The sequence below is a fragment of the Streptomyces sp. NPDC096013 genome (assembly GCF_044763565.1).
In the GTDB taxonomy this organism is placed as follows: Bacteria; Actinomycetota; Actinomycetes; order Streptomycetales; family Streptomycetaceae; genus Streptomyces.
Genome location: NZ_JBIWGK010000002.1, coordinates 589,083 through 616,069 on the forward strand (window position 1 = coordinate 589,083; position 26,987 = coordinate 616,069).

The window sequence follows — 26,987 nt, forward strand, 5'->3', positions numbered from 1 at the left end:
TGCCATCAGGCAGCATGTCCTGCATGTCCGTACTGACGCGCGACGAAGCGCAGACCCGTGCCAGGCTCCTCGACGTCCACCGCTACACGATCGAACTCGATCTGACGACGGGCGAAGACACCTTCGACTCCCGCACCGTCATCGCGTTCACCGCTCGTGCCGACGCGGACACCTTCGTCGAACTCAAGCCCGCCGAGCTGCGCTCCGTCACCCTCGACGGCCGCCCCCTCGACCCCGAGCACCTCGTCGAGAACCGGCTCCCGCTGCCCGGCCTCACCGCCGGCGAGCACGAACTGCGTGTCGACGCGAGCATGCGCTACTCCCGCACCGGTGAGGGCATGCACCGCTTCACCGACCCCACCGACGGCGAGACCTACCTCTACACCCAGCTCTTCATGGAGGACGTCCAGCGCGTCTTCGCCGCCTTCGACCAGCCCGACCTCAAGTCCGTCTTCGACCTGAGCGTCACGGCCCCCGAAGGCTGGACCGTCCTCGCCAACGGCATCACCGAACACCTCGGCGAAGGCCGCTGGCAGGCCGCCCCGACCCCTCTGATCTCCACCTACCTCGTCGCCGTGGCGGCCGGCCCCTGGCACTCCGTCCGCACCGAACACCGCGGCCTGCCCTTCGGCATCCACTGCCGCCGCTCCCTGGCCCCCCACCTCGACGCGGACGCCGAGGAGATCCTCGACATCACCCACCAGTGCTACGACCGCTACCACGAGAAGTTCGAAGAGCCCTACCCCTTCGACTCCTACGACCAGGCCTTCGTCCCCGAGTTCAACGCGGGCGCCATGGAGAACCCGGGCCTCGTCACCTTCCGCGACGAATTCATCTACCGCTCCGCCGTCACCGACACCGAGCGGCAGACCCGCGGCATGGTCATCGCCCACGAGATGGCCCACATGTGGTTCGGCGACCTCGTCACCCTCCAGTGGTGGGACGACATCTGGCTGAACGAGTCCTTCGCCGAGTACATGGGCTACCAGACCCTCACCGAAGCCACCCGCTTCACCGACACCTGGACCGACTTCGGCGTCGTCCGCAAGGCCTGGGGCTACGACGCCGACCAGCGCCCCTCCACCCACCCCGTCGCCCCGGAGAACGTCGACGACACCGCCTCCGCCCTCCTCAACTTCGACGGCATCTCGTACGCCAAGGGCGCCTCCGCGCTACGGCAGTTGGTGGCCTGGCTCGGCGAGAAGGACTTCCTCGCCGGCATCAACACCCACTTCGCCCGCCACAAGTTCGGCAACGCCACCCTCGCCGACTTCATCGACTCCCTGGCCTCCGGCACCGAACGCGACGTCCACGCGTGGGCGGACGCGTGGCTGCGGACGACGGGGGTCGACACGCTCTCCCCGGCCGTCACCCGCGCCGACGACGGCACCTACACCCTGACCGTCGACCGCGCGGGCAGCCGCCCCCACCGCATCGCCGTGGGCCTCTACGACCAGGACCCCGGCGACACCGGCCGCCTCACCCTGCGCGAGCGCCTCGACCTCGACGTGCCCCAGAGCGAGCCCCAACCCCTGGGCAAGCGCCCGGCGTTGCTGCTCCTGAACGACGGCGACCTCACCTACGCGAAGGTCCGCTTCGACCCCGACTCCTTCGAGGCCGTCCGCACCAGCCTCTCCGGCCTCCCCGACCCCCTCACCCGCGCCGTCGTCTGGAACGCCCTGCGTGACGCCGTCCGCGACGGTGAACTCCCCGCCTCCGCCTACCTGGACGCCGCCCGCGCCCACCTCCCGCACGAGACGGACCTCGCCCTCGTCCAGGGCGTCCTCGCCTTCGCCTCCGTGCAGGTCGCCGACCGCTTCCTCACCCCCGAGGCCCGGCCGGTCGCCCTCGCCACCCTCACCGCCCTGTGCCGCGACCTCATCCGCCGCACCGAGGACGGCTCCAACGCCGGCCTGCGCCTCATCGCCGTACGGCACTTCATCGACGTCGCCGCGCACCCGGAGACCATCGCCGCCTGGCTCACCGAGGGCACCGTCCCCGGCGGCCCCGAGCTGGACCCGGAACTCCGCTGGCGCGTCCTGGCCCGCCTCGCCGCCCTCGGCGCCACCGACGAGCCCGCGATCGCCGCCGAGCTGGAGCGCGACCCGTCCGCCACCGGCCAGGAAGGCGCCGCCCGCTGCCGCGCAGCCCTCCCCGACCCCGAGGCCAAGCGCACGGCCTGGGAGGCGATGTTCACCACCGACGACCTCTCCAACTACCTCTTCACCGCCACCGCCCAGGGCTTCTGGCAGCCCGAACAGGCCGATCTGGTCCGGGAGTACGTGCCCCGCTTCTTCACCGACGCGGTGGCCCTCGCCGCCCGCCGGGGCCCCGCCATCGCCGACGCCGCCGGCCGCTGGGCCTTCCCCGCCCACGCCGTCGACCCCGAGACCCTCCGCCTCGGCGAGGAATGCCTCCGCGACGCCGACCTCATCCCCTCCCTCCGCCGCAAACTGGTCGACCAACTCGACGACCTGGAGCGGGCGTTGCGGGTACGAGGGTCACAATCCAACAGGGAGGCACAGACCAGCCCGTCCGGCGTTTGAGGACGAGGCCCTTTCGGGGCCGAAGCGGGGGCCCGGGGGCGCAGCCACCAGACCCCCGCACCAACACCGGGCACTGAACAACACCCTTCACCCGCACCGAACAACACCCTTTCGGGTTCTGATCGTTGTTCTCCCCGGGCGCGTCGACTCATCCGGGTCCAAGCTGGAACCCCGCATGCCACGCGCCCCGGAGGACAGCATGAGCAGCGCACCCCTGGCCTCAGGTCCCGAAGGAACCAGCGCCCTGCGGCCGTTGCTCGACACCGTCCTCGACGCCCTCGACACCGGCCGCCGGGCCCGCGGCGGCCCCATCCCCGCGGGCGGCCCCGACACGGTCGCCGCCCGCGTGCGGGACGCCGTAGGGGACGTACTCCCCGACGAGGGCGACCCGGACGCCCTGCGCACCCTGGTGCACGCGCTCGCCCAGGGTGCCGCCGATCCCGCCGATCCGCTGTGCGCGGCGCACCTGCACTGCCCGCCGCTCGCCGTCAGCGCCGCCGCCGACCTCGCCGCCAGCGTCCTCAACCCCTCGCTCGACTCCTGGGACCAGGCCCCCGCCGCCAGCGCGCTCGAAGCACTCGTCACCCGCACGCTGGCCCACGCGATCGGCCTCGCCGACGCCCTCGTGACCACCGGCGGCACCGAGGCCAACCAGCTCGCCCTGCTGCTCGCCCGTGAAGCCCAGGGCGGCAGCGTGCGGTTGGTCTGCGGAAGCAACGCCCACCACTCGCTGCCCCGCGCCGCCTGGCTGCTCGGCCTGCCCGACCCCGTCGTCGTCCCCGCCCCCACCGGCACCCTCGACCCCGCCGCCCTCGACGAGGCCCTCACCGCCCTGCCCGGCGCCCGCGGCTCCGTCCTGGTCGCCGCCACCGCGGGCACCACGGACGCGGGCCTCATCGACCCGCTGCCCGAGATCGCCGGCCTGTGCGCGGCCCACGGCGCCCGCCTCCACATCGACGCGGCCTACGGCGGAGGCCTCGCCTTCAGCGATCGCCACCGCGACCGCCTCGCCGGTCTCGACCGCGCCCACACCGTCACCCTCGACCTGCACAAACTCGGCTGGCAGCCCGTCGCCGCTGGGATCCTCGCCGTCCGCCGCCCCCGCGACCTCGCCGCCCTCACCCAGCGCGCCGACTACCTCAACGCCGACGACGACACCGAAGCCGGCCTGCCCGACCTCCTCGGCCGCTCCCTGCGCACCACCCGCAGACCCGACGTCCTCAAGATCGCCGTCACCCTGAAAACCCTCGGCCGCAGCGGACTCGGCACCCTCGTCGACCACGTCTGCGCCCGCGCACGGGAGTTCGCCGCCCTCGTCCGCGACCACCCCGGCTTCGAGCTGTACGCCCCGCCCGTCATCAGCACCGTCCTGTTCCGGCCCGCCGGAGCATCGGACGACGCCGTGGCCGCCGTACGACGTCAACTCCTCACCGACGGACGGGCCGTCCTCGGCCGGGCCGCGTTCGACGGGCGGCTCTGGCTCAAGGTCACCCTCCTCAACCCCCACATCCGGCCCGACGACCTGGCCGCCCTCCTGAAACTGGTGGAAGGAAACACCCCCCGATGAGCCACCCCCCGACGGGTCACCCCCGGACCCCCAACCCCCCACGCCACGAACCCGATCCACCGCGCGACCTGGTCGGCATCGGCATCGGGCCGTTCAACCTCTCGCTGGCCGCGCTCGCCCACCCGCTCACCGCACTCGACACCGTCTTCTACGAACAGCGCCCCGGCTTCGACTGGCACCCCGGCCTGCTCATCGACGGCGCCACCGTCCAAGTCCCCTTCCTGGCCGACCTGGTGACCCTCGCCGACCCCGCGAACCCCTGGTCCTTCCTCAACTACCTCAAGGACCGCGACCGGCTCTTCCCCTTCTACTTCGCCGAGCGCTTCCACATCCAGCGCGCCGAGTACGACGCCTACTGCCGCTGGGTCGCCTCCAGCCTCCCCGGACTCCACTTCGGCCACCAGGTCGACGCCGTCCGCTGGAACCCCGAACGCGAGCTGTTCGAGGTCGACTTCACCCAGCTCGACAGCGACGGGGAAGCGGAAGCCCTCGGACGGACGTACACGAGGAACATCGTCCTCGGCGTCGGCACCGCCCCCTACGTCCCCGACCCGCTCAAACCCCTCGTCGAGGCCCCCGGCGTCCCCGTCATCCACGCCGCCGACTACCTCACCCACCGCGACACACTGCTCGCCGCCGAGCACATCACCGTCGTCGGCTCGGGCCAGACCGGCGCCGAGGTCTTCCTCGACCTGCTCCGCCACCGCCCCGCGGGCCATGAGAAACTCCACTGGCTCGGCCGCAGCGAGGCGTTCGCGCCCATGGAGTACTCCAAGCTCGGCCTGGAGCACTTCACCCCCGACTACACCCGCTACTTCCACGCCCTCGCCGAACCGGTCCGCGACCGCCTCGTCGACTCGCAGTGGCAGCTCCACAAGGGCATCGACGCCGACACCATCGCCGCCATCCACGACGAGCTCTACCGCCGTACGATGCACGGCGGTTGGCCCGACGCCGTCCTCACCCCCGGCGTCCGCGTCCGCACCGCGGGCCGGATCGCGACCACCAAGGTCGAGCTCCACCTGGAACACCTCCAGCAGAACACCCGCTCCCGGCTCACCACCGACGCCGTCGTCCTCGCCACCGGCTACCGCGAACGCCCCCTCGGCCGCATCCTCGCCGGACTCGACCCCTACCTGCGCCGCGACAGCGCCGAACGCCCGCGCATCGACCCGCAGTTCAGGCTCGTCCTGGACCCCTGCGTCACCGGCTCCGGCTGCCAGGTCTACGTCCAGAACGCCGAGGTCCACACCCACGGCGTCGGCGCCCCCGACCTCGGCCTCGCCGCCTGGCGCAGCGCGACCATCCTCAACTCCCTCACGGGGAAGGAGCCTTACCCCTTGCCGGACCGGACGGCGTTCACGACCTTCGGGCTCGACCCGCAGCCGCAGATCCCCCCGGCCCGGCAGGCTGCCCGGACCCTCACCCCGCTCGTCGAAGGCAGGTGAGCGGCCCGGGCGGCGCCGGAATCCCGTGGGCTAGAAGACGGGCGTCCCGTTCCGCGTCAACTTCCAGTCCACGGAGGCGAAGTCGGCCGGGTCCAGCACACCCTTCGCGGTCACCCACTCCGCGATCCGCGTCCGGATCTCCGTCGACTCCGACCACACCTCGGTCGCGGCGGCCACATGCGGGAACGCACCGCCGCCGTTCGCCCGGTAGTTGTTCACCGCCAGCACGAACTGCTGCGCGTCGTCCAGCGCGGCACCGCCGTACGTCAGGTTCTTGATCCGCGAACCCGCCGCCTGCGCGATGTCGATGTCGTACGAGAACCCGGACACGTAGTCGTAGTTGTAGTCCGGACGGCCGCCCGCGTTCGTCAGCTTCTCCGTGTCGACAGCCGCGTCGGCGGCGGTCCGGACGAAGTACTCCGCCGAGTACTCCAGGTACGCCCGCACCTGAGCACCCGTCAGCACCTTGGCGACCAGCGTGTTGTCGTACACGTACAGACCCGACAGATCCCGGATCGTCACCTCGCCGGCCGGGATCTCCGAGGTCCGCGAGAACGGCGACGCCTGCGCGATCACCGGCAGCGACGCGTACGCCGTACCCGCAAGCGCGGCCTTCACCACGTCCTCCTGGACCTTGGTGATGAGGTCGATGATCGGGGCGTCCTTGTACCGCGCGTCGACCGTCGTCAGCGTCGTCTTCGCCGTACCGACCACCTGGTTGACGTACTCCACGACCAGCGCGTGCTCGTCCTTCAGCAGCCGCGTGATCTTCGGGTCGTCCGCGACCGTCCTCGCGTCCCGCAGCGAGGCCGCCACCGACTCGACCGTCCAACGCCCCTTCTCGAAAACCAGGTTGAAGTCGAACACGCTCAACCGCTCCGCGTAGCACAGCGGTTCGGACAGCACGACCGTCCTGCCCGTCGCCTTGTTCGTAACCTTCAACTCCGGGATCTCCACATGCGCGTGGCCCACGAGGATCGCGTCGATCCCCGGCACCTGCTGTGCGACGAGCGCCGCCGAGTTCTCCACGTACGGCAGCTGGTCACCGTACGACGACGTCCCCGACGACCCCGAGTGCGCCGACACGATGACGACGTCCGCGCCCATCGACCGCAGCTTCGGCACCCACTTCGCCGCCTGCTCCTCAAGGCCCGGGAACGTCAACTTCCCCTGCACATACGCCTTGTCCCAGATCGCGATACCCGGGTTCGTCAGCCCGAGCACCGCCACCTTCACCGGCGGCGCCCCCGGCACCTGGAACTTCTTGATGAAGTACGGCGGGAACGCCGGCTTCTGCGTCTTCGCGTCCAGCGCGTTCGCCCCGAGCAGCGGGAAGCGGCACTGGTCCTCGAACTTCCGCAGCGTCTCGATGCCGTAGTTGAACTCGTGGTTGCCCAGCGCCGCCGCGTCGTACCCGATCGCGTTCATCGCCTGCGCCATCGGGTGCACCGGACCGTGCGCGGCGGTGATCGGGTCCACCTTCGCGAAGTAGTACGTCAGCGGGGTGCCCTGGATCGTGTCGCCCGCGTCCAGCAACAGCGTGTTGCGACGGCCCTTCTCCTGACGGATCTGGTTCACGAGGGACGACACCCGCGCGAGACCCATGGCGTTGCCCGCCGCGTCCGCGTACTCCGCGTCCTTGAAGTAGTCCCAGTTGAAGACATGCCCGTGCAGATCCGTCGTGCCCATCACCGTCAGCGAGTACCGCTTGGCGGGACGGCCGGGCTTCTTCTTCTCCGCGGCCCGCGCCGGAGCCGCCGCCGCACCGGCCAGCGCGACCCCCGCACCCGTCACGGCGGACTTCTTCAGGAACTTCCGGCGGTTCAAGGGCATCTCTGGATCTCCTCGGGAAACGGTCAACAACGCGCGTAGATTCTTACCCGCTTCTCACCGCACGCGACAGGTCCCGCAGGTTTCGATCTGATGACCACCAGGCGGCCCACCTGACAGAGTGGGACGTATGACCACCCCCACCCCGGACGACCCCCAACCCCCCGTCCCCTACGGCACCCCCGACGCCCCCCGCATCGCCGTCCGCGGCGAGGCCCGCCTCGAAGTCGACCCCGAGATCGCCCGCATCGGCATCACCGTCGCCGCCCGCGGCAGCGACCGCCGCACCGCCCTCGACGACCTCACCCGCCGCAACGCCACCGTCCTCGACCTGGTCAAAAGCTACGGCGAAGCAGTCGAACGCCTGGAGACCGGCGGCTTCTCCATCACCCCCGAACTCACCAAACACGGCCGCGGCGAACGCGTCCACCGCTACCACGGCCGGGTCACCATCACCGCCGAACTCACCGACTTCACCGCCCTCGGCGAACTCACCACCCGCCTCGCCGACCTCGACCTCACCCGCGTCGACGGCCCCTGGTGGGCCCTGCGCCCCGACTCGCCCGTCCACCGCCAGGCCCGCCAGCAAGCCGTCCGCGAAGCCGTCCAACGCGCCCGCGAATACGCCGAAGCCCTCGGCACCACCCTCGCCGCACTCGTCGAACTCGCCGACATCGGCGCCGAGAACGCCCAGGCCTACGGCGCCCCCCAGGCCCGTATGCGCTCCATGTCCTTCGTCGGCGGCGGAGGTGAGGACACCGCCGCCGCACCCCTCGACCTCGAACCCCAGCGGCAGCACATCTACGCCCAGGTCAACGCACGCTTCACGATGGCACCCCCGCGCCTTTGACATGCATCCGCAATTCGGTGATTCGAACGCTCATTGGAGCACCCCGCCGCACATTCAAGCCTTGTCAATAACCCTTCACCCAAAGGTTGTTGAGTAGTCATGCACGGCCAATTCCCTACCTGTCGGTAAGGTCTAGGCTCGCCCTATGCGCCGAGCGAAAATCGTCTGTACATTGGGCCCCGCCACCGACTCGTACGACCAGATCAAAGCCCTGGTCGAGGCCGGAATGGACGTAGCCCGCTTCAACCTCAGCCACGGCAGCCACGCCGAGCACGAGGAGCGCTACCAGCGCGTACGAAAGGCCTCCGAGGAGACCGGCCGCAGTGTCGGACTGCTCGCCGACCTTCAAGGCCCGAAGATCCGACTCGGCCGCTTCACCGAAGGACCCGTACTCCTTGAACGCGGGGACACCTTCACCATCACCGTCGAAGAAGGCGCCGAAGGCGACCGCCAGTCCTGCGGAACGACCTACGCCGGCCTCGCCGCGGACGTGACCCCGGGCGAGCGCGTCCTCGTCGACGACGGCAAGGTCTGCCTCGAAGTCACCTCCGTCGACGGCCCCCGCGTCCACACCGAGGTCGTCGAGGGCGGCATGGTCTCCGACCACAAGGGCCTGAACCTCCCCGGAGTCGCCGTGTCCGTCCCGGCCCTCTCCGACAAGGACGAGGCCGACCTCCGCTGGGCCCTGCGCACCGGCTTCGACGTCATCGCCCTGTCCTTCGTCCGCAGCGGCAAGGACATCGACGACGTCCACCGCATCATGGACGAGGAAGGCCACCGCCTCCCCGTCATCGCCAAGGTCGAGAAACCCCAGGCGGTCGAGGCCATCGACGACATCGTCGCCGCCTTCGACGGCATCATGGTCGCCCGCGGCGACCTCGGCGTCGAAATGCCCCTCGAACAGGTCCCGATCGTCCAGAAGCGCGCCGTGAAACTGGCCAAGCGCAACGCCAAGCCGGTCATCGTCGCCACCCAGATGCTCGACTCGATGATCGAGAACTCCCGCCCCACGCGCGCGGAGGCGAGCGACGTGGCCAACGCCGTGATCGACGGCACGGACGCGGTGATGCTCTCCGGCGAGACCAGCGTCGGCAAGTACCCCATCGCCACCGTCACCACCATGGCCCGCATCATCGAGGCCGCCGAGGAGGACATCCTCGCCAAGGGCCTCCCGCCGCTGACCGAGCGCAACAAACCCCGCACCCAGGGCGGCGCCGTGGCCCGCGCCGCCGCCGAGATGGGCGACTTCCTCGGCGCGAAGTTCCTCGTCGCCTTCACTCAGTCCGGCGACACCGTCCGCCGTCTCTCCCGCTACCGCTCGCCCATCCCGGTCATGGCCTTCACCCCCGACCCGGCCACCCGCTCCCAGCTCAACCTCACCTGGGGCGTGGAGACCATCCTCGGCCCGCACGTCGACTCCACCGACGCGATGGTCGACCAGGTCGACGAACTCCTCCTCAAGTACGGCCGCTGCCAGAAGGGCGACATCGTCGTCATCACCGCGGGCTCCCCGCCCGGAGTCGCCGGCTCCACGAACCTCGTCCGCGTCCACCACGTCGGCGAGGACGACAGCCCCAAGTAGCCCCAGGCGGTACATAGTTGGGCCTGCATCCCCGAACGACCGAATCGCCCCCGCCCTCTCCCCGCCCAACAGCCGCGACAACCGCACCCTGTTCATGGTGAGCGTCAGCCCGGCGGAGGGTGCGGGGCGAGGCAGCGACATCCGCTTTCTCCGTCGCGTACGCCGGCTTTTCGCGGACCTGGGCGAGGAGTTGCCTCGGTTTTCTTCCGCCAGGGCTCGGAGAATACGGAATGGGCGAGGAGAGTCGCGGCGAAACGGAGATCGCGGCGCCGACGAAATCCCACGCTTTTGATACGGCGACGGCAGATCCTCCGAGCGCTTTCGCACACCGTTTCGCCTCCGCGGCCGGAGGTCGCTTTCAAAGGCGCGCCGGATCGGTATCGAACCGGCCCGAGTACCGCCGATAATTCCCCTTCAGACGGGCAGTTCGGTGACGCCGAGGGCGAAGTCCAGGTTGCCCACCCCGTGGTTGGCGAGGCCCACCGTGACCACGCCCGCTCCCTCCAGCCAGTGCGCCATTTTCAGGCCGCCGACATCCAGCGGGCGCAGCCCGAGGCTCTCGACGAACGTCCCCACACCTGCCTTGGCCTGTGCGCTGTCGCCGGCGATGAAGACATCGGGCCGCCCCTTCTCCAGGACATGGCGGAAGACGGTGTTGAACGCCTTCACCACGTGGGCGTCGGCAGGGGCCACCTTGGCGACTTCCTGCGCGACGGAGGTCTCCTCGCGGTGGGCCAGCCCGTCGAACGTGGAGTTGAAGGGGTTGCTGATGTCGACGATGACCTTGCCCGCGAGAGCGTCTCCGTACTGGGCGACGACCGGCACGACACCGTCGTACAACAGGGCCACGATGACGATGTCCCCGGCCGGGGCGGTGCCCCACTCTCCCGTCGTCGCGCCGCCGCCGAGAGCCTTGGCCAGGCCGGCGGCCTTGGACTGATCGCGGCCCATGACCTCGACGGTGTTGCCGCCCGCCACCGCCCGTGCGCCGATGGCGCGGGCCATGTTGCCGGTGCCGATGATGCTGATGCTGCTCATGTGATGTCCCGCCCTGGTCGTGTGTGGTCCGGTTCAGACGGCGATGGTGCCGCCGTCGGCGACGAGCTCCATGCCGTTGACGTAGCTGGAGTCGTCGGACGCGAGGAAGAGGGCGACGGTGGCGATCTCGTCGGGGCTGCCCATCCGGCCGCGGGGGATGAGGGACTCGAACTGACGCTTGGTGGCCTCGTCGAAGAGTTCCGCCTGCTTGGCGGTGGCGACCTGACCGGGCGTCAGGACGTTGACGCGGATGCGGCGGTCCTTGAGCTCGTTCAGCCAGACGCGGGCCCAGGCCTGCTGGACGGCCTTGCTGCCGGCGTAGACGCTCCAGCCGGGGAAGGCGCCGAGTGAGGCGTTCGAGCCGGTCATGAGGATGGAGCCGCCGTCGTTGAAGAGCGGGAGGGCCTTCTGGACGGTGAACAGGGTGCCGCGGGCGTTGAGCCCGAACCACGTGTCGAACTGGGCCTCGGTGATCTCACCGAGCAGCGCGGGCTCACCCCCGCCGGCGCTGGCCCACAGCACGTCGAGGCTTCCCTTCTCCCGCTTCACGGTGTCGAACAGGCGGTCCAGGTCGTCCAGATCGGCGGCGTCGCCGCGGACGCCGGTGACGTTGCGGCCGATCTCCTTCACGGCCGCGTCCAGGGCGTCCTGGCGGCGGCCGGTGATGAAGACGTGCGCTCCCTCGTCGACGAACAGCTTCGCGCCGGCCAGCGCCATGCCGCTGGTGCCGCCGGTGATGACCGCGACCTTGCCGTCGAGCTTTCCCATGGTCGTTCCTTTGAGTCGGTGGTGCCGTACGCACCTGCGGTGACGGGGTTAAGTACACCGTCCTGTGTACGTACCGTACGAGGTGGGCGGCCGGGGCGCAACTATGTACACCGGTCGTTACCCGACTCGGGTACGATGGCGCCATGACGGAGTTGGAGAAGGGCCCCACGGGCAGTCGCCGCGGCCGGGGCGCCCGCGAGCGCATCCTCGGCGCGTCCCAGCGGCTCTTCCGCGAACAGGGCATCAACCGCACCGGCATGGACCAGCTCTGCGCGGCGGCCGAGGTGTCCAAGCGCACGGCCTACCAGCACTTCGGCGGCAAGGACGAGCTCGTCGCCGAGTACCTGCGGCGGTTTGACCCCTCCGTGCTGTCCGGCGTGTTCGACCGCCCCGACCTCACGCCCCGCGAACGGCTCCTCGCCGCCTTCGACATCGACCCCGGCACCCCGCTCTGCCCCTACATCGCCGCCGCCGTGGAGCTCCACGACCCCGAGCACCCCGCGTCCCAGTACGCACGCGACTACAAGAAGGCCGTCGCCGTGCGGCTCGCGGACGCCGCCCGCGAAGCCGGCGCCGCCGACCCCGAACAGCTCGGCGAGCAGCTCGCGTTGCTCCTCGACGGCGCCGCGGCCCGCACCCGCGTCCTCAACGCGGACGCCTTCCCCACCGCCGCCGCCATCGCCGCCGTCCTCATCGACAACGCCCTGCCCGCGGCGGCCGGCGACGACCGGCGACGGGAGGAAGCATCGAGGTGACGTGACCGCGGGGGGAGGCTCAGTGCTTGGGGCCTACGTGGGCGTCCATGAGGGCGACTGAGGGTTTGCGGGCGACCGAGATGTTCTGGGCGTTCGCCTGCTTCCAGCTGACGCCGACCTTGTCGAGGGCGTCGGTGTAGAGCCGCCTGATGTCCGCCGACAGGTTGGTGAAGAAGTACCGGGGATATTCGTAGCGCTTCGTCTCACCGCCGATGAGACGCGTCGTCCAGTTGGTGACACGGCAGCCGTCGGAGTGCACAAGGCCCCGGATGAAGTCCCAGGGGTGCGCGTCCACGATGGCCTGCTGCCAGGGTTCGAGGACTGTGCGGCGACGGTGCTTCACGCCGGGGCCGTGCTGGGGGAAGAGCTGGGGCCAGTGCCGGTAGTAGCTGGTGACCATCACATAGCCCTCCTTCTGGACCGTGAAGACGCCGACTCCGGGGCGCACCTTCGCTATGGCCTCGCGGCACAGGCGGATGAGCCCGGGCCATGCGTCGGCGCACGCGATCCGGAGGTAGTGGCCGGTGCCGCGCGGGTGGGCGCTGAGGCAGCCGTCGCCGAGATACAGGCCCAGGAGGTAGGCGTAGGCCTGGTCGTCGGCGGGCGGTCCGGGGGCCGGAGCCGTGATGCCGGGGAGGGGTTCGAGACGGGTCCGCCAGGAGCGGATCGCCGCGCGTGAGATGCCCGTCTCACGGCTCACGGAGGTGAGGCTGCGGCCCTGACCGAGCAGTGCGAGTGCTCGCTTGCGCGTGCTGATGTTGTACATGTGGGCACTCTGCGAGAGTGATCTCGACGACACGCAGCAAAAAGCGGAGGTTCACGCGAACGTGAACCTCCGCCAAATAACTGCCTTCGATGCGAAGGAAAAGTACCCCGAGTCGGATTCGAACCGACGCTGGATGGGTTTTGAATCCATTGCCTCTACCGCTGGGCTACCGGGGCCCCTTTGAAACCAAGGTCAGCGGTGTCCCGCTGTGCCCCTACCTTATCGCAGCTAGGTAGGCTCTTGTCAGCACTACCCCCGTGCCCTGAACGAGGAGCCCCCGTGACCGCCCCCGAGTCGCCCCAGCCCGTAGACGCGCCCGACGACGACAAGTCGCACGTGCCTCCGCTGACGACCCGTGTCGTCATCGCCGAGGACGAGGCCCTGATTCGGCTCGATCTCAAAGAGATGCTCGAAGAAGAGGGGTACACCGTCGTCGGCGAGGCCGGTGACGGTGAGCAGGCCGTCGAGCTGGCCCGTGAGCACAAGCCCGACCTGGTGATCCTCGATGTGAAGATGCCCAAGCTGGACGGCATCTCCGCCGCCGAGAAGATCGCCGCGGCGTCCATCGCGCCCGTGCTGATGCTCACCGCCTTCTCGCAGCGCGACCTCGTGGAGCGGGCCCGGGACGCCGGTGCGATGGCGTACCTCGTGAAGCCGTTCAGCAAGAGCGATGTCGTACCGGCGATCGAGATGGCCGTCTCACGGTTCACGGAGCTGAAGCAGCTGGAGCAGGAGGTCGCCGACCTCACGCTGCGGCTGGAGACCCGCAAGCTGGTCGACCGGGCGAAGTCGATCCTTCAGACCGAGTACGGCCTGAGCGAGCCGGCCGCGTTCCGGTGGATCCAGAAGACGTCGATGGACCGTCGGATGTCGATGCAGCAGGTCGCCGAGGCGGTCATCCAGGACGCCGACGAGAAGAAGTCCGCGAAGGGCTGACTCCGCGGACGCTATCCACGACGAGGCCCGCGCCCCCCGATGCGGGGGGCGCGGGCCTCGTCGTGGAGCAGCGGCCTGCGGCGACGGATCAGTCCTCGCCGAGGTACGCCTTGCGGACCGATTCGTCGTGCAGGAGGTCCTCGCCGGTGCCGGAGAGGACGATGTTGCCGACCTCCATGACGTGGCCCTGGTCGGCGAGCGAGAGCGCTGCCTGGGCGTTCTGCTCGACCAGGAGGATCGTTGTGCCCGATGCCTTGAGCTCCACGATCGTCGCCATGATCTTCTGCATCATGATCGGGGAGAGGCCCATGGACGGTTCGTCCAGCATCAGGAGCTTCGGCTGGGACATCAGGGCGCGGCCCATGGCCAGCATCTGCTGCTCGCCGCCCGAGAGGGTTCCCGCGGCCTGCTTCTGACGTTCCCCCAGGATCGGGAAGAGGTCGTAGGCGCGCTGGATGTCCTTCTCGATGCCTTCCCTGTCCTTGCGGAGGAAGGCGCCGAGCTGGAGGTTCTCCGCGATAGTGAGGCGGGGGAAGATGTGCCGGCCCTCGGGGGAGTGGGCCAGGCCGAGGGCGACGATCTTGTGGGCGGGGACGCTGGCGAGCGGCTTGCCGTCGAAGGTGATCTTGCCGCCGGAGGGCTGCAACAGGCCCGAGAGGGTGCGCAGGGTCGTGGTCTTGCCGGCGCCGTTGGTGCCGATGAGAGTGACGACCTGGCCGGCTTCGACGCTGAAGCTGATGCCCTTGACGGCTTCGATCTTGCCGTAGGAGACCCTGAGGTCCTCGACCTCTAGCAGTGCGGTCACTGGGCTTCTCCCTTGGTGCTGGTGGTGCTCTCCGCTTCCGTGGTCCCGGCATCGGTGGGTGCGGCATCGGTGGGTCCGGCTGCCGGTGCCGTTTCGTCGGAGACGCCTTCGTCGGAGCCGCCTTCGAAGGGTTCGCCGAGGTAGGCGGCGACGACGCGTTCGTCGGCCTGGACGACGTCGGAGGTGCCTTCGACGAGTTTCTCGCCCTGGACGAGGACGGCGACGCGGTCGCAGAGGTTGAAGATGAACCGCATGTCGTGCTCGATGACGAGGACGGCGATGCCCTTGTCGCGGATGGCGAAGACCAGCTCTTCGGTGGCGCGCGTCTCCTGGGGGTTCATGCCGGCCGTGGGCTCGTCCAGGAGGAGGAGTCCGGGCTCGGATGCCAGCGCCCGCGCGATCTCCAGCTTGCGCTGCTCGCCGTAGGGGAGGTTGCGGGCCAGGTGGTCGCGCTTGTGGGCGAGGCCGATGAACTCCAGGAGCTCCATCGCGCGTTCTTCGCTGGCCTGTTCGGCCTTCTTGAAGCCGGGGCCGCGCAGGAGGGCCGACCAGAGGCCCTCCTTGGTGCGGGTGTGGCGGCCGACGAGCACGTTCTCCAGGACCGTCATGTTGGCGAACAGGCGGATGTTCTGGAAGGTGCGGGCGATGCCGGCCTTGGTCACGAGATGGGGCTTGGGCGGGAGGACCGTGCCCTTGTAGGAGACGGTGCCCTCGGTGGGGACGTAGAGGCCGGTGAGGCAGTTGAAGAAGGTGGTCTTGCCGGCGCCGTTGGGGCCGATGAGGCCCACGATCTCGCCGGCGTTCACGGTGAAGTCGACGGAGCGGACGGCGGTGAGGCCGCCGAAGCGCATGGTGACGTCACGGGCTTCGAGTACTGGTGTCGTCATGGCTCTCTACGCCCCTGCCTTGGTGATGGCCGGTTCGTCGGTCAGGGTCGTGGTCTCCGGTACGTCGAGCTGGCCGGTCTCGTGGAACTCCAGCTGGCGTCGGCGGTTGGGGATGATGCCCTCGGGGCGGAAGCGCATCAGGAGGATGAGCGCGATGCCGAAGGCGAGGAGCGACTTGTCCTGGAGGGCGACGAGCTTCTCCGGGAGCAGGTAGAGCAGGGCGGCGCCGAGGAAGGGTCCGGAGACGGTGCCCATGCCGCCGAGGACGACGGCGGCCAGGAGGAACGCGGAGTTGGGCGGGGCCGCTCCGGCGAACTGGTACGGGTTGGGCACCACGCTGTAGGTGACGTGGGCGCTGACGGTGCCGGCGAGGCCGGCGAGGGTGGCGCCGAGGGCGAAGGCGATGAGCTTGACGCGGAAGCCGTTGATGCCCATGGCGGTGGCGGCGGTCTCGTCCTCGCGGATGGCGATCCAGGAGCGGCCGATGCGGGAGTCGGAGGCGCGGCGGTAGATCGTGACCACGAGCGCCATGATCAGGACCATCAGCAGGTAGTAGTTGGCGAAGCGGCCGATGGTGAAGCCGCCGATGTCGTGGGTGTCCCCGAAGTTGAAGCCGAAGAACGACAGGTCGGGGATGGACGGGATGCCGTTGGGGCCGTTGGTGATGTCCGGGCCCGAGACGCCGTCCATGTTGTTCACGGCGATACGGAAGATCTCTCCGAAGCCGAGGGTCACGATGGCGAGGTAGTCACCGCGCAGGCGCAGGGTGGGGGCGCCGATGAGGACGCCGAAGACCAGCGATGCGGCGGCGCCGGTGAGGGCGGCGGCCCAGAAGGGGAACTGGACGCCGGAGAACTTGGAGAACTCGGAGCCGGAGACCAGGGCGGCGGTGTAGGCGCCGACGCCGAGGAAGGCGACGTAGCCGAGGTCGAGGAGTCCGGCGAGGCCGACGACGATGTTGAGGCCGAGGGCGACGGTGCCGAAGATCAGGATGTTGACGCCGAGGTTGGCGTAGTGGTCGTTGGTCTGGGTGAAGGGGAAGCCGATCGCGGCGACGAAGCCCATGGCGAGGGCGAAGCTGCGGTTGTTGGCCGTGAGGTGGCTGAACCGGTCGAAGAGGCCGGCGGTGTGCAGGGCCCAGGCGGTGAAGACGACGACGATGAGGAAGCCGACGAAGAGTTCGTTCTCGGCGTCGATGCCGTAGGCGAAGACGGTGAGGCCGAGGGCGGCGACGACGGTGATGGTGAGTCGCTGGATCCAGGGGGCGGCGTCCTGGGGTGCCGGGATGCGTTCGGCCTTGGCGATGGACGCCTTGAGGGCTTCCTTGGTGGTGTCGGTGGCGTCCTGCGGGAGGGCGAGGGCGCCGATCACCGGGAGCAGGGAGGCCACGGCGGCGATGTAGGTGCCGGGTTCCCAGTTGACGATGCCGCCGAGTTCGGCGGCGATCGCGATGACCGTGTACCAGGTGACGGCGAAGCCGCCGAGGGCGGTGAGGACGAGGGGTGCGTTGTTGCGGGCGGGCAGGAGCCAGCCGAGTCCTCGGACGCCGTAGGTGGCGAGGGCGAACACCGCGGTGATGACGCCGGCGACGAGGGTGAGGATCTGGAGGCCGCCGGGGTAGCCGTTGACGGTGAGGTCGCCGGGGAAGTCGGAGGTCCAGGTCCAGCGCAGGAACGTGGAGGCGGCGGTGAGGATGCCGCCGCCGAGCAGCAGGGCGCGGGCCGCGGCGAGGGGCAGCGGGATGATGCCGCGCTGTGCCGCGGGCGTGGTGGCCGGCGTCTCGGGGGTCTGGGGGGTCTCGGTCGTCTCGGTCATGTGATCACGCCCTGTCCGCGACGCGTTCGCCGAGCAGGCCCTGTGGCCTGAACAGCAGTACGAGGATGAGGAGACAGAAGGCCCAGACGTTGGCCCAGCTGGAGCCGCCGAGCTGTTCCATGCCGGGGATCTTGTTGATGTAGGCGGAGGCGAGGGTCTCGGCGATGCCGAGGACGACTCCTCCGAGCATGGCGCCGTAGATGTTGCCGATGCCGCCCATGACGGCCGCGGTGAAGGCCTTGAGGCCCATCAGGAAGCCCATGCGGTAGTCGATGTTGCCGTACTTCAGGCCGTAGGAGACGGCTGCTACGGCGGCGAAGAAGCCGCCGATGGCGAAGGCTATGACGATGATGCGGTTGGTGTCGATGCCCATGAGCTGCGCGGTGTCCGGGTCCTGCGCGGTGGCCTGCATGGCGCGGCCGGTGCGGCTCTTGCGGACGAACCAGGCGAGGCCGGACATGCAGACGATGGCGGCGATGACCAGGAAGATGTCGGCGTCGGAGATGGTGACGGAGCCGATGCCGTGGTTGCCGTCGAGGCTGGGGAAGGAGCGGGCCTTGTCGGCGCCGGGGTAGAAGTTCCGGACGAGTTCCTGGAGGGCCAGGGAGAGGCCGATGGCGGTGATGAGGGGCGCCAGTCGTGGTGCTTGCCGCAGGGGGCGGTAGGCGAATCGCTCTGCCCCCACCGCGACGAGGACGGAGACGATTCCGCCGCCGATCAGCATGAGTGGTACGGCGACCACCATCGAGGTGCCGTCGGGCAGGATGTAGGCGTAGACCGTGAGGGCGCCGAAGGCCCCGGTCATGAAGATCTCGCCGTGCGCGAAGTTGATGAGCTGGACGATGCCGTACACCATCGTGTAGCCGATGGCGATCAGCCCGTACATCGAGCCTAGAAGCAGCCCGTTGGCCAGCTGCTGCGGCAGGGTGTTCACCGCATGGCCTCCATGTCGCTGGTGGTCGTGTGCACAGATCGCGTGCCTGGGGGTGGGGGTGTGACAACGGGCCGCGCGGTCGGGATCCTCCTTCCGCGCGGCCCGTGGTGCGGTGGTGCTGTGGTGCGTGGCGCTGTGGTGTGGGTCAGCTGCCGTTGAAGGTGCCGGTCTTCACGGCCTTCCAGGCGCCGTTGGTGACCTGGTACACGGTGAGCTGCTTGTTGGTGGTGTCGCCGTACTGGTCGAAGGCGACCTTGCCGGAGATGCCCTCGAAGTCGGACTTCTGGACGGCGTCGACGACCTTGGAGCGGAGGTCGCTGCTGGCCGGCAGCTTGTCGCCGTTGGCGTCCTTCACGGCCTTGACGGCCTTGATGATGGCGCTGGCGGCGTCGTAGGCGTAGGCACCGTAGGCGCCGTAGTCACCCTTGTAGCCCTTGGCCTTGTAGGTCGCGATGAACTGCTTGGCGGCCGGCAGGGTGTCGGCCGGGACGCCGACGGAGGTAGCGAGGTCGCCCTCGGCGGCCTTGCCCGCGGTCTGGATGTAGGTGGTGGCGAACATGCCGTCACCGCCGAACAGCGGGATCTTGACGCCGGCGCCCTTGAGCTGCTTGGTGATCTTCTCCGACTCGTCGTACTGGCCGCCGTAGTAGAGCAGGTCGGCGCCGGAGTTCTTGATCTTGGTGACGAGGGTGCTGAAGTCCGTGTCACCGGTGTTGACGTGGTCGGTGCCCGCGATGGAGCCGCCGAGCTTCTTGAAGGCGCCGTTGAAGATCCCGGCCAGGCCGGCGCCGTAGGTCTGCTTGTCGTCGACGACGAAGGCCTTCTTCTTCTTGAGGCCGTTGTACGCGTAGTCGGCGGCGAAGGCACCCTGGAGGGCGTCGGTGGTGGCGGTGCGGAAGTACGTCTTGTACGGCCGCGTCTTGCTGGTCTGCCAGTCCTTGCCCTGGGTCAGGGCGGGGTTGGTGTTCGAGGGCGAGATCTCGACCATGTTGGCCGAGGCGAACACCTGCTGCATCGACTGGGCGACGCCGGAGTTCAGCGGGCCGACGGCGCCGACAACGTTGCTGTCGCCGGTGAAGGCGGTCGCGTTGGACTGGCCGGTGGCGGGCTGCGCCTTGTCGTCCAGGGCCTTGAGCTTGAACTTGACGCCGGGGACCCAGTTGTTCTTGTTGGCGTCGTCGACGGCGATCTGGACGCCGTACTGGATGCCGAGGCCGGTCGTGGAGTTCTCGCCGGAGAGCGGGGCGTCGACACCGATGGTCAGGGTGGTCGAGCCGCTGTCGCTCTTGCTGCCGCTGTCCCGGGAGCCGCACGCGGTGAGGGTCAGAGCTCCAGTCGTGAGAACGGAGGTCAGTATCACCAAAGAACGCTGTCGCACAATCAGTCCTTTCCGCAGGCACAGTCGCTCCTGTTGGAGCGGCGCGGTGCTGCGCTGGTACCCAACTCCCGATGGAGCGGTGACTGGCCGTGACTCTAAGCCCGGTCTGTAGGCAGGGGCATCGTCGTGAGCTGGCTTGTGACTTTCTTGTTATGACGTGCCGCTTGTCGGGCTTGGTGGAGGGTGGGTCTCGGCCGGTTTGGCGGAATTCACCCTCGGTCCACATTTTGAGAACCTGCACTTCCGCTTGGCCGCAGGGCTGGCCTGGCGTTTGTCGCGCCGCAGGCCCGGTGCAGAAGCTCGGAAAGGTCGTCGGAGTACGCGCTGCCGAAGATGAAACTGTGGTGTTGTATTGCGCGCGTGTTACGCAGCGTTACGTCCAGAAAGGCGAGGTCCGCATTCAGGGGCAGTCCCGAACAGTCGGAAACGGAAATCTCGACCGTGACGCGGTGGGTCGATCCGGCGTGGACGGTGAAGTCCGGGTCCGGTACCGCCTGGGCGGTGAGTCCGTCGAAGGCGGCGCCGATGACGCGGACGGCGACGGGGGGTCCGCTGTCCACGGTGACCGCGAAGCGGAAGAAACCGGTCGTGGTGGGGGTGTCGGTGGTCTGGGCGAGGCCGACGTACCGCCACGCGGTGACGTTCGCGGGCCAGGGGACGGGTGGGGTCGGGTCGCTGTGTCCCCCGTCGTGGACGGGGGACAGGAGTACGGCTCCGACGGCCGCGGCGACGACCGCGATCACCGCCAGTACGGTGCGGCGCGTGCGCTGGGGCAGGGTGTGCCAACGGTCCGTGAGGCGGGGCGAGTCGCCCCCGATGACCTCGTAACTCCCGTCCACGTCAGCCGAATCGACGGATTCGACGGGCCCGATACCGCTCATGCCGTTCCTGCCGTCAGCCGCATGGGGAAACGGTAGGGGAGCGGGCGGGGGTGGGGAAGACGGGGGGTGTTCCGGGCGGAGCCGGGGGATCGACGGTTCGTTCGGGCGCCGTTGGGGTGTGTGGTGACCAGGGGTGGGGTGGTCGCGTTGTTCAACAAGGCGTGTGGGGTGGGGGGTTGGGGGCGGGGGGTGTTCCGGCTCGGGGTGCGGGTGACGCGCCGGTGGGGGCCGGTCGTGCCCGCGCGGCGGTGCCGCACATCGATACGGCCCCGCGCTCTTGGCCGGGTCCGGGGGGCCTGGGGTTCGGTGGTGTACGGGAGTTGACGACCTGTATGCCACCGGACCCCGGCGCCCGGGCCACCGGAGCGCGGTGCGCGTGCGGCCGGGTCCCGGTGGCTGCGGGGGTCAGTTCCCGGGCGCTGTCGGGATTCCGTCGCCCGGCTTGACGTCGCGGAGGAGGCAGGTCAGGCGGGCCGTGCAGACGCGGCGGTCGTCCTCGTCGGTGATGACGATCTCGTACGTCGCCGTCGAGCGGCCGCGGTGCACGGGCGTGGCCACACCGGTGACCAGGCCGGAGCGGGCGCCGCGGTGGTGGGTGCAGTTGAGGTCGACGCCGACGGCGATCTTCGTGCTGCCGCCGTGCAGCATGGACCCCAGCGAGCCGAGGGTCTCGGCCAGCACCGCGGACGCGCCCCCGTGCAGCAGCCCGTACGGCTGGGTGTTGCCCTCCACCGGCATCGTGCCGACGACGCGCTCCGCGGACGCCTCGACGATCTCCACGCCCATCCGCGTGCCGAGGTGCCCGGCGGAGAACAGGGCGACCAGGTCGATCCCGAGGGCCGAGTACTCGTCGATGACGTCCTGCGGGAACTTCCCTTGCTGCTGCTCGCCCATGGGGCCGGCTCCGTTCGTCGTGCGCCTGACGTGGTGGACCTGACGGCTGAGCGAACGCTCAGTCGGTGGTCGATTGTTCCAGACGTACGACGACGGACTTGCTGGCCGGGGTGTTGCTGGTGTCCGCGGTGGCGTCCAGGGGGACCAGGACGTTCGTCTCCGGGTAGTACGCGGCGGCGCAGCCCCGCGCGGTCGGATAGTGCACGACCCGGAAACCGGGCGCCCGCCGCTCCACCCCGTCCTTCCACTCGCCGACCAGGTCGACGTACGACCCGTCGGCGATGCCCAGCCGGGCGGCGTCGTCGGGGTGGACCATGACGACCCGGCGGCCGTTCCTGATGCCCCGGTAGCGGTCGTCGAGGCCGTAGATCGTGGTGTTGTACTGGTCGTGCGAGCGCAGGGTCTGCAACAGCAGGCGCCCTTCGGGGAGTTCGGGGAACTCGACGGGCGCGGCGGTGAAGTTGGCCTTGCCGGTGGCGGTCGGGAAGCGGCGTTCGTCGCGCGGGGCGTGCGGGAGGGCGAAGCCGCCGGGGTGGGCCACGCGCGCGTTGAAGTCCTCGAAGCCGGGGATCACGCGCGCGATGCGGTCGCGGACCGTCGCGTAGTCCTTCTCGAACTCCTCCCAGGGCGTGCGGGAACGGGCACCCAGGACACGGCGGGCGAGGCGGCACACGATGGCCGGCTCGGACAGCAGGTGGGCGCTCGCGGGCTCCAGACGGCCGCGTGAGGCGTGCACCATGCCCATCGAGTCCTCGACGGTCACGAACTGCTCGCCGCCGCCCTGGAGATCGCGCTCGGTGCGCCCCAGGCAGGGCAGGATGAGGGCACGCGCGCCCGTGACGGCGTGCGAGCGGTTCAGCTTCGTCGACACGTGCACGGTGAGGCTGGCGCGCCGCATGGCGGCCTCGGTGACCTCGGTGTCGGGGGAGGCGGACACGAAGTTGCCGCCCATGGCGAAGAAGACCTTCGCGTCCCCGTCGCGCAGGGCGCGGATCGCGGCGACGACGTCGTAGCCGTGCTCGCGCGGCGGGGCGAAGCCGAACTCCTTCTCCAGGGCGTCCAGGAAGGCGGGTGCGGGGCGCTCGAAGATGCCCATGGTGCGGTCGCCCTGGACGTTGCTGTGGCCGCGCACCGGGCACACGCCCGCGCCGGGGCGGCCGATGTTGCCGCGCAGCAGAAGGAAGTTGACGACCTCGCGGATGGTCGGCACGGCGTGCTTGTGCTGGGTGAGGCCCATCGCCCAGCACACGATGGTGCGCTCGGAGGCGAGGACCATCTCCAGGGCCTTCTCGATCTCCGGGCGGGTCAGCCCGGTGGCGAGGAGCGTCTCGTCCCAGTCGGCGTCCCGCGCGGCGGCGGCGAACTCCTCGTAGCCATGCGTGTGTTCGTCGACGAACTCCCTGTCGACGGCGCCGTCCGTCTCCAGGATGAGCTTGTTGAGCAGGCGGAAGAGTGCCTGGTCGCCGCCGATGCGGATCTGAAGGAACAGGTCGGTGAGGGCGGCGCCCTTGAGCATGCCCTGTGCGGTCTGCGGGTTCTTGAACTTCTCCAGGCCCGCCTCGGGCAGCGGGTTGACGCTGATGATCTTCGCGCCGTTGGCCTTGGCCTTCTCCAGCGCGGAGAGCATGCGCGGGTGGTTGGTGCCGGGGTTCTGCCCGGCGACGACGATCAGGTCGGCCTGGTAGAGGTCCTCCAGGAGGACGCTGCCCTTGCCGATGCCGATCGTCTCGTTCAGCGCCGAACCGCTGGACTCGTGGCACATGTTGGAGCAGTCCGGCAGGTTGTTGGTGCCCAGCTCCCGCGCGAACAACTGGTACAGGAATGCCGCCTCGTTGCTGGTGCGGCCCGAGGTGTAGAAGAGCGCCTCGTCCGGGGAGCCGAGGGCGGCGATCTCCTCGGCGACGATGTCGAAGGCACGCTCCCAGGTGACCGGTTCGTAGTGCTCGGCCCCTTCGGGGAGATACATGGGGTGCGTGAGACGGCCCTGCTGGCCCAGCCAGTAGCCGCTGCGGGTCGCGAGGTCGGCCACCGGGTGGGCGGCGAAGAACTCGGGGGTGACCCGGCGCAGGGTGGCCTCCTCGGCGACCGCCTTCGCGCCGTTCTCGCAGAACTCCGCCGCGTGCCGGTGGTCCGGCTCCGGCCAGGCGCAGCCCGGGCAGTCGAAGCCGTTCTTCTGATTGACCCGCAGCAGCGTCAACGCGGTGCGCTTCACACCCATCTGCTGCTGGGCGATGCGCAGCGTGTGCCCGATCGCCGGAAGCCCGGCCGCGGCGTGCTTGGGCTCGGCGACCTGCGGCGCGTCCTGAACCGGATCGCCCTTGGGCGGCTTCGTGGCCATCGCGGGCCCCCTCCTTCGCTGGCACCTGTCACTACGCCTCCGATCCTCGCACGCGTCACCGACAGCGTCCGTGGCGCGTGTCCCTCCCGCTCCCGTCCCCCTCCCGGGGCGTTCTCGTCGCTCTGCCGCGGTGGCCGTGCGTCCCGACTGTCAGTGGGGCGTGGCAGGATCGGGGGCGTGGCAGAGACAGCATCGAAGAAGACCGACAAGACCTCCGGCGGAGACCGTCCACGGCTGATGCTGATGGACGGGCACTCGCTTGCCTACCGCGCGTTCTTCGCGCTGCCCGCGGAGAACTTCACGACCGCGACGGGCCAGCCGACGAACGCGATCTACGGCTTCGCGTCGATGCTGGCCAACACCCTGCGTGACGAGGCGCCCACGCACTTCGCGGTGGCCTTCGACGTGTCCCGCAAGACCTGGCGCTCCGAGGAGTTCACGGAGTACAAGGCGAACCGCTCGAAGACCCCGGACGAGTTCAAGGGCCAGGTCGAGCTGATCGGCGAGCTGCTCGACGCGATGCACGTCTCCCGCTTCGCGGTGGACGGCTTCGAGGCCGACGACGTCATCGCCACGCTCGCCACCCAGGCCGAGGCCGAGGGCTTCGACGTGCTGATCGTCACCGGCGACCGCGACTCCTTCCAGCTCGTGTCCGAGCACACCACCGTGCTCTACCCGACGAAGGGCGTCTCCGAGCTGACCCGGTTCACTCCGGAGAAGGTCGTCGAGAAGTACGGGTTGACGCCCGCCCAGTACCCCGACTTCGCGGCCCTGCGCGGCGACCCGTCCGACAACCTCCCCGGCATCCCCGGAGTCGGCGAGAAGACCGCCGCGAAGTGGATCAACCAGTTCGGTTCCTTCGCCGAGCTGGTCGAGCGCGTCGACGAGGTCAAGGGCAAGGCCGGGCAGAACCTCCGCGACCACCTGGACGCCGTCAAGCTCAACCGCCGCCTGACCGAGATGGTCAAGGACGTCGAGCTGCCCAAGACGGTCGTCGACCTGGAGCGCGCCCCGTACGACCGCACGGGCGTCGCGATGGTTCTCGACACCCTGGAGATCCGCAACCCCTCGCTGCGCGAGCGCCTGCTCGCCGTCGACCCGGGCGCCGAGGAGGCCGATCCGACCCCGCCCGCCGCGAGCGGCGTGGCCGTCGACGGCGCGGTCCTGGGCACCGGCGAACTGACCGGCTGGCTCGCCGACTACGGCACCGAGCCGCTGGGCGTCGCCACCATCGACACCTGGGCGCTCGGCACCGGCTCGGTGACCGAGGTCGCGCTCGCCACAGCCGGGGGAGCCGCCGCCTGGTTCGACCCCACCGAACTGGACGAGAGCGACGAGAACGCGTTCGCGGCCTGGCTGTCCGACGCCGACCGCCCCAAGGTGTTCCACAACGCCAAGGGCGCGATGCGGGTCTTCGCCGACCACGGCTGGACCATCGACGGCATCACCATGGACACCGCGCTCGCCGCCTACCTCGTCAAGCCCGGCCGCCGCTCCTTCGACCTGGACGCGCTCTCCCTGGAGTACCTCGGCCGCGAGCTGGCCCCCGCCGCCGCGGCCGACGGCCAGCTCGCGTTCGGCACGGACGACGGCGCCGAGGCGGACGCCCTGATGGTGCAGGCCCGCGCGATCCTCGACCTGGGGGTGGCCTTCGGGGAGCGTCTCCAGGAGGTCGGCGCGGCGGATCTGCTCCGGGACATGGAGCTGCCCACCTCGATCCTGCTGGCCCGTCTGGAGCGCTCCGGTATCGCCGCCGACAAGGCGCACCTGGAGGCCATGGAGCAGATGTTCGCCGGAGCCGTGCAGCAGGCGGTGAAGGAGGCACACGCGGCGGCCGGGCACGAGTTCAACCTCGGCTCGCCCAAGCAGCTCCAGGAAGTCCTCTTCGGCGAACTCGGCCTGCCGAAGACCAAGAAGACGAAGACCGGCTACACCACGGACGCCGACGCCCTGGCCTGGCTGGCCAACCAGACGGAGAACGAACTGCCGGTCATCATGCTCCGCCACCGCGAACAGGCGAAGCTGCGCGTCACCGTCGAGGGCCTGATCAAGACGATCGCCACCGACGGCCGCATCCACACCACGTTCAACCAGACGGTCGCGGCGACGGGCCGACTGTCGTCGACGGACCCGAACCTTCAGAACATCCCGGTCCGCACGGACGAGGGCCGGGCGATCCGCCGGGGCTTCGTGGTGGGCGAGGGCTACGAGTCCCTGATGACCGCGGACTACAGCCAGATCGAACTCCGGGTGATGGCCCATCTCTCCGAGGACGAGGGCCTGTTGGAGGCGTTCACCTCGGGCGAGGACCTGCACACCACGGTCGCCTCCCAGGTGTTCTCGGTCGAGGGTTCCGCGGTCGACGCGGAGATGCGCCGCAAGATCAAGGCGATGTCGTACGGCCTCGCCTACGGCCTCTCCGCCTTCGGTCTCTCCCAGCAGCTGAACATCGACGCGGGCGAGGCGCGGGTCCTGATGGACACGTACTTCGAGCGCTTCGGCGGCGTACGGGACTATCTGCGCCGCGCGGTCGACGAGGCGAGGGCGACGGGCTACACCGCGACCCTCTTCGGCCGCCGCCGCTACCTCCCCGACCTCAACAGCGACAACCGCCAGCGCCGCGAGGCCGCCGAGCGCATGGCGTTGAACGCGCCGATCCAGGGCACCGCGGCGGACATCGTCAAGATGGCCATGCTCAAGGTCGACACCGCCCTCCGCGAGGCCGACCTCAAGTCCCGCATGCTCCTCCAGGTCCATGACGAAATCGTCCTGGAGATCGCCCCCGGCGAGCGCGAGACCACGGAGAAGCTGGTCCGCCAGGCGATGGCCGGCGCGGTCCATCTCCGGGCACCGCTGGACGTCTCGGTGGGCGTGGGCACGGACTGGGAGTCGGCCGCGCACTAGCCTCCGGCGGTCGGGCGGAGGGGAGTCGCCGGGTCGGGGAGATCCGGTCGGGGGAGATTCGGCCG

20 protein-coding genes and 1 tRNA gene are annotated in these 26,987 nt (G+C 69.7%); 8 read left to right on the forward strand and 13 right to left on the reverse strand.

The window, feature by feature from the left end:
* Positions 1 to 23: 23 nt before the first annotated feature.
* From pepN to ACIRB1_RS10160, 3 genes are all read left to right on the forward strand, one after another.
* Positions 24 to 2,546 (forward strand): aminopeptidase N, encoded by a 2,523-nt coding sequence (pepN, locus tag ACIRB1_RS10150; protein WP_403465212.1) that lies wholly within the window; start codon positions 24 to 26, stop codon positions 2,544 to 2,546.
* A gap of 199 nt (positions 2,547 to 2,745) precedes the next feature.
* Positions 2,746 to 4,113, forward strand: coding sequence for a pyridoxal phosphate-dependent decarboxylase family protein (locus tag ACIRB1_RS10155; protein ID WP_403465213.1), 1,368 nt, complete (start codon positions 2,746 to 2,748; stop codon positions 4,111 to 4,113).
* On the forward strand, positions 4,110 to 5,561 hold the full coding sequence (locus ACIRB1_RS10160; protein ID WP_403465214.1) for a lysine N(6)-hydroxylase/L-ornithine N(5)-oxygenase family protein: 1,452 nt from the start codon (positions 4,110 to 4,112) through the stop codon (positions 5,559 to 5,561). Before ACIRB1_RS10155 ends, ACIRB1_RS10160 begins: the two co-directional genes overlap by 4 nt.
* A 30-nt stretch (positions 5,562 to 5,591) precedes the next feature.
* On the opposite strand, the gene ACIRB1_RS10165 is transcribed toward ACIRB1_RS10160, so the two are convergent.
* Entirely contained in the window at positions 5,592 to 7,394 is a 1,803-nt protein-coding gene (locus ACIRB1_RS10165; protein WP_403465215.1) for a bifunctional metallophosphatase/5'-nucleotidase, read from the reverse strand.
* Between the two features lie 127 nt (positions 7,395 to 7,521).
* Here ACIRB1_RS10165 and ACIRB1_RS10170 point away from each other — a divergent pair, with 127 nt between their 5' ends.
* Positions 7,522 to 8,241 carry an SIMPL domain-containing protein gene (locus tag ACIRB1_RS10170; RefSeq protein ID WP_403465216.1) on the forward strand — a complete coding sequence of 240 codons (720 nt, stop codon included), beginning with the start codon at positions 7,522 to 7,524 and terminating at the stop codon, positions 8,239 to 8,241.
* A gap of 145 nt (positions 8,242 to 8,386) precedes the next feature.
* Positions 8,387 to 9,823 carry a pyruvate kinase gene (gene pyk / locus ACIRB1_RS10175; RefSeq protein ID WP_352183764.1) on the forward strand — a complete coding sequence of 479 codons (1,437 nt, stop codon included), beginning with the start codon at positions 8,387 to 8,389 and terminating at the stop codon, positions 9,821 to 9,823.
* Positions 9,824 to 10,237: 414 nt separating this feature from the next.
* Here pyk and ACIRB1_RS10180 read toward each other — a convergent pair whose 3' ends face one another.
* Together ACIRB1_RS10180 and ACIRB1_RS10185 are read right to left on the reverse strand one after the other, a co-directional pair.
* Positions 10,238 to 10,861: an NADPH-dependent F420 reductase gene (locus ACIRB1_RS10180; RefSeq protein WP_403465217.1), complete on the reverse strand. Its 624-nt coding sequence runs from the start codon at positions 10,859 to 10,861 to the stop codon at positions 10,238 to 10,240.
* 33 nt (positions 10,862 to 10,894) lie between these two features.
* On the reverse strand, positions 10,895 to 11,629 hold the full coding sequence (locus tag ACIRB1_RS10185) for an SDR family NAD(P)-dependent oxidoreductase (protein WP_403465218.1): 735 nt from the start codon (positions 11,627 to 11,629) through the stop codon (positions 10,895 to 10,897).
* A gap of 143 nt (positions 11,630 to 11,772) precedes the next feature.
* Between ACIRB1_RS10185 and ACIRB1_RS10190 the strand changes: the two genes are divergently transcribed.
* The gene (locus ACIRB1_RS10190; RefSeq protein WP_403465219.1) at positions 11,773 to 12,384 is read left to right on the forward strand and encodes a TetR/AcrR family transcriptional regulator; all 612 of its coding nucleotides are present in this window, start codon (positions 11,773 to 11,775) and stop codon (positions 12,382 to 12,384) included.
* Positions 12,385 to 12,403: 19 nt separating this feature from the next.
* Here ACIRB1_RS10190 and ACIRB1_RS10195 read toward each other — a convergent pair whose 3' ends face one another.
* A complete protein-coding gene (locus ACIRB1_RS10195) occupies positions 12,404 to 13,150 on the reverse strand; it encodes a helix-turn-helix domain-containing protein (protein ID WP_403465220.1) in 747 nt (248 codons plus the stop codon).
* A gap of 103 nt (positions 13,151 to 13,253) precedes the next feature.
* Positions 13,254 to 13,326, reverse strand: a tRNA-Leu gene (locus ACIRB1_RS10200).
* A gap of 103 nt (positions 13,327 to 13,429) precedes the next feature.
* Between ACIRB1_RS10200 and ACIRB1_RS10205 the strand changes: the two genes are divergently transcribed.
* Positions 13,430 to 14,086 (forward strand): ANTAR domain-containing response regulator, encoded by a 657-nt coding sequence (locus tag ACIRB1_RS10205; protein WP_403465221.1) that lies wholly within the window; start codon positions 13,430 to 13,432, stop codon positions 14,084 to 14,086.
* 88 nt (positions 14,087 to 14,174) lie between these two features.
* Here ACIRB1_RS10205 and ACIRB1_RS10210 read toward each other — a convergent pair whose 3' ends face one another.
* The 8 genes from ACIRB1_RS10210 to ACIRB1_RS10245 form a co-directional block, all read right to left on the reverse strand.
* The gene (locus ACIRB1_RS10210) at positions 14,175 to 14,891 is read right to left on the reverse strand and encodes an ABC transporter ATP-binding protein (RefSeq protein WP_352183771.1); all 717 of its coding nucleotides are present in this window, start codon (positions 14,889 to 14,891) and stop codon (positions 14,175 to 14,177) included.
* Positions 14,888 to 15,778 carry an ABC transporter ATP-binding protein gene (locus tag ACIRB1_RS10215; protein WP_352183772.1) on the reverse strand — a complete coding sequence of 297 codons (891 nt, stop codon included), beginning with the start codon at positions 15,776 to 15,778 and terminating at the stop codon, positions 14,888 to 14,890. Before ACIRB1_RS10215 ends, ACIRB1_RS10210 begins: the two co-directional genes overlap by 4 nt.
* A 6-nt stretch (positions 15,779 to 15,784) precedes the next feature.
* The gene (locus ACIRB1_RS10220; protein WP_403465222.1) at positions 15,785 to 17,593 is read right to left on the reverse strand and encodes a branched-chain amino acid ABC transporter permease; all 1,809 of its coding nucleotides are present in this window, start codon (positions 17,591 to 17,593) and stop codon (positions 15,785 to 15,787) included.
* 4 nt (positions 17,594 to 17,597) lie between these two features.
* Positions 17,598 to 18,527 (reverse strand): branched-chain amino acid ABC transporter permease, encoded by a 930-nt coding sequence (locus ACIRB1_RS10225; protein WP_352183774.1) that lies wholly within the window; start codon positions 18,525 to 18,527, stop codon positions 17,598 to 17,600.
* A gap of 145 nt (positions 18,528 to 18,672) precedes the next feature.
* Positions 18,673 to 19,890 carry a branched-chain amino acid ABC transporter substrate-binding protein gene (locus ACIRB1_RS10230; protein WP_352183859.1) on the reverse strand — a complete coding sequence of 406 codons (1,218 nt, stop codon included), beginning with the start codon at positions 19,888 to 19,890 and terminating at the stop codon, positions 18,673 to 18,675.
* A gap of 224 nt (positions 19,891 to 20,114) precedes the next feature.
* On the reverse strand, positions 20,115 to 20,786 hold the full coding sequence (locus ACIRB1_RS10235) for a hypothetical protein (protein ID WP_403465223.1): 672 nt from the start codon (positions 20,784 to 20,786) through the stop codon (positions 20,115 to 20,117).
* Between the two features lie 405 nt (positions 20,787 to 21,191).
* Entirely contained in the window at positions 21,192 to 21,680 is a 489-nt protein-coding gene (locus tag ACIRB1_RS10240; RefSeq protein WP_403465224.1) for a PaaI family thioesterase, read from the reverse strand.
* A gap of 58 nt (positions 21,681 to 21,738) precedes the next feature.
* Complete coding sequence (locus ACIRB1_RS10245; protein ID WP_403465225.1) at positions 21,739 to 24,018, reverse strand: FdhF/YdeP family oxidoreductase; 2,280 nt, start codon at positions 24,016 to 24,018, stop codon at positions 21,739 to 21,741.
* 177 nt (positions 24,019 to 24,195) lie between these two features.
* Here ACIRB1_RS10245 and polA point away from each other — a divergent pair, with 177 nt between their 5' ends.
* Positions 24,196 to 26,922, forward strand: coding sequence for a DNA polymerase I (gene polA, locus ACIRB1_RS10250; protein WP_403465226.1), 2,727 nt, complete (start codon positions 24,196 to 24,198; stop codon positions 26,920 to 26,922).
* Positions 26,923 to 26,987: the final 65 nt, after the last annotated feature.

Coding starts and splice junctions, on each gene's coding strand:
- pepN (WP_403465212.1), top strand. CDS start 24: ATGTCCGTACTGACGCGCGACGAAGCGCAGACCCGTGCCAGGCTCCTC.
- ACIRB1_RS10195 (WP_403465220.1), bottom strand. CDS start 13,150: ATGTACAACATCAGCACGCGCAAGCGAGCACTCGCACTGCTCGGTCAG.
- ACIRB1_RS10185 (WP_403465218.1), bottom strand. CDS start 11,629: ATGGGAAAGCTCGACGGCAAGGTCGCGGTCATCACCGGCGGCACCAGC.
- ACIRB1_RS10240 (WP_403465224.1), bottom strand. CDS start 21,680: ATGGGCGAGCAGCAGCAAGGGAAGTTCCCGCAGGACGTCATCGACGAG.
- ACIRB1_RS10165 (WP_403465215.1), bottom strand. CDS start 7,394: ATGCCCTTGAACCGCCGGAAGTTCCTGAAGAAGTCCGCCGTGACGGGT.
- ACIRB1_RS10245 (WP_403465225.1), bottom strand. CDS start 24,018: ATGGCCACGAAGCCGCCCAAGGGCGATCCGGTTCAGGACGCGCCGCAG.
- ACIRB1_RS10170 (WP_403465216.1), top strand. CDS start 7,522: ATGACCACCCCCACCCCGGACGACCCCCAACCCCCCGTCCCCTACGGC.
- ACIRB1_RS10180 (WP_403465217.1), bottom strand. CDS start 10,861: ATGAGCAGCATCAGCATCATCGGCACCGGCAACATGGCCCGCGCCATC.
- ACIRB1_RS10235 (WP_403465223.1), bottom strand. CDS start 20,786: ATGAGCGGTATCGGGCCCGTCGAATCCGTCGATTCGGCTGACGTGGAC.
- ACIRB1_RS10220 (WP_403465222.1), bottom strand. CDS start 17,593: ATGACCGAGACGACCGAGACCCCCCAGACCCCCGAGACGCCGGCCACC.
- ACIRB1_RS10215 (WP_352183772.1), bottom strand. CDS start 15,778: ATGACGACACCAGTACTCGAAGCCCGTGACGTCACCATGCGCTTCGGC.
- ACIRB1_RS10190 (WP_403465219.1), top strand. CDS start 11,773: ATGACGGAGTTGGAGAAGGGCCCCACGGGCAGTCGCCGCGGCCGGGGC.
- pyk (WP_352183764.1), top strand. CDS start 8,387: ATGCGCCGAGCGAAAATCGTCTGTACATTGGGCCCCGCCACCGACTCG.
- ACIRB1_RS10160 (WP_403465214.1), top strand. CDS start 4,110: ATGAGCCACCCCCCGACGGGTCACCCCCGGACCCCCAACCCCCCACGC.
- ACIRB1_RS10155 (WP_403465213.1), top strand. CDS start 2,746: ATGAGCAGCGCACCCCTGGCCTCAGGTCCCGAAGGAACCAGCGCCCTG.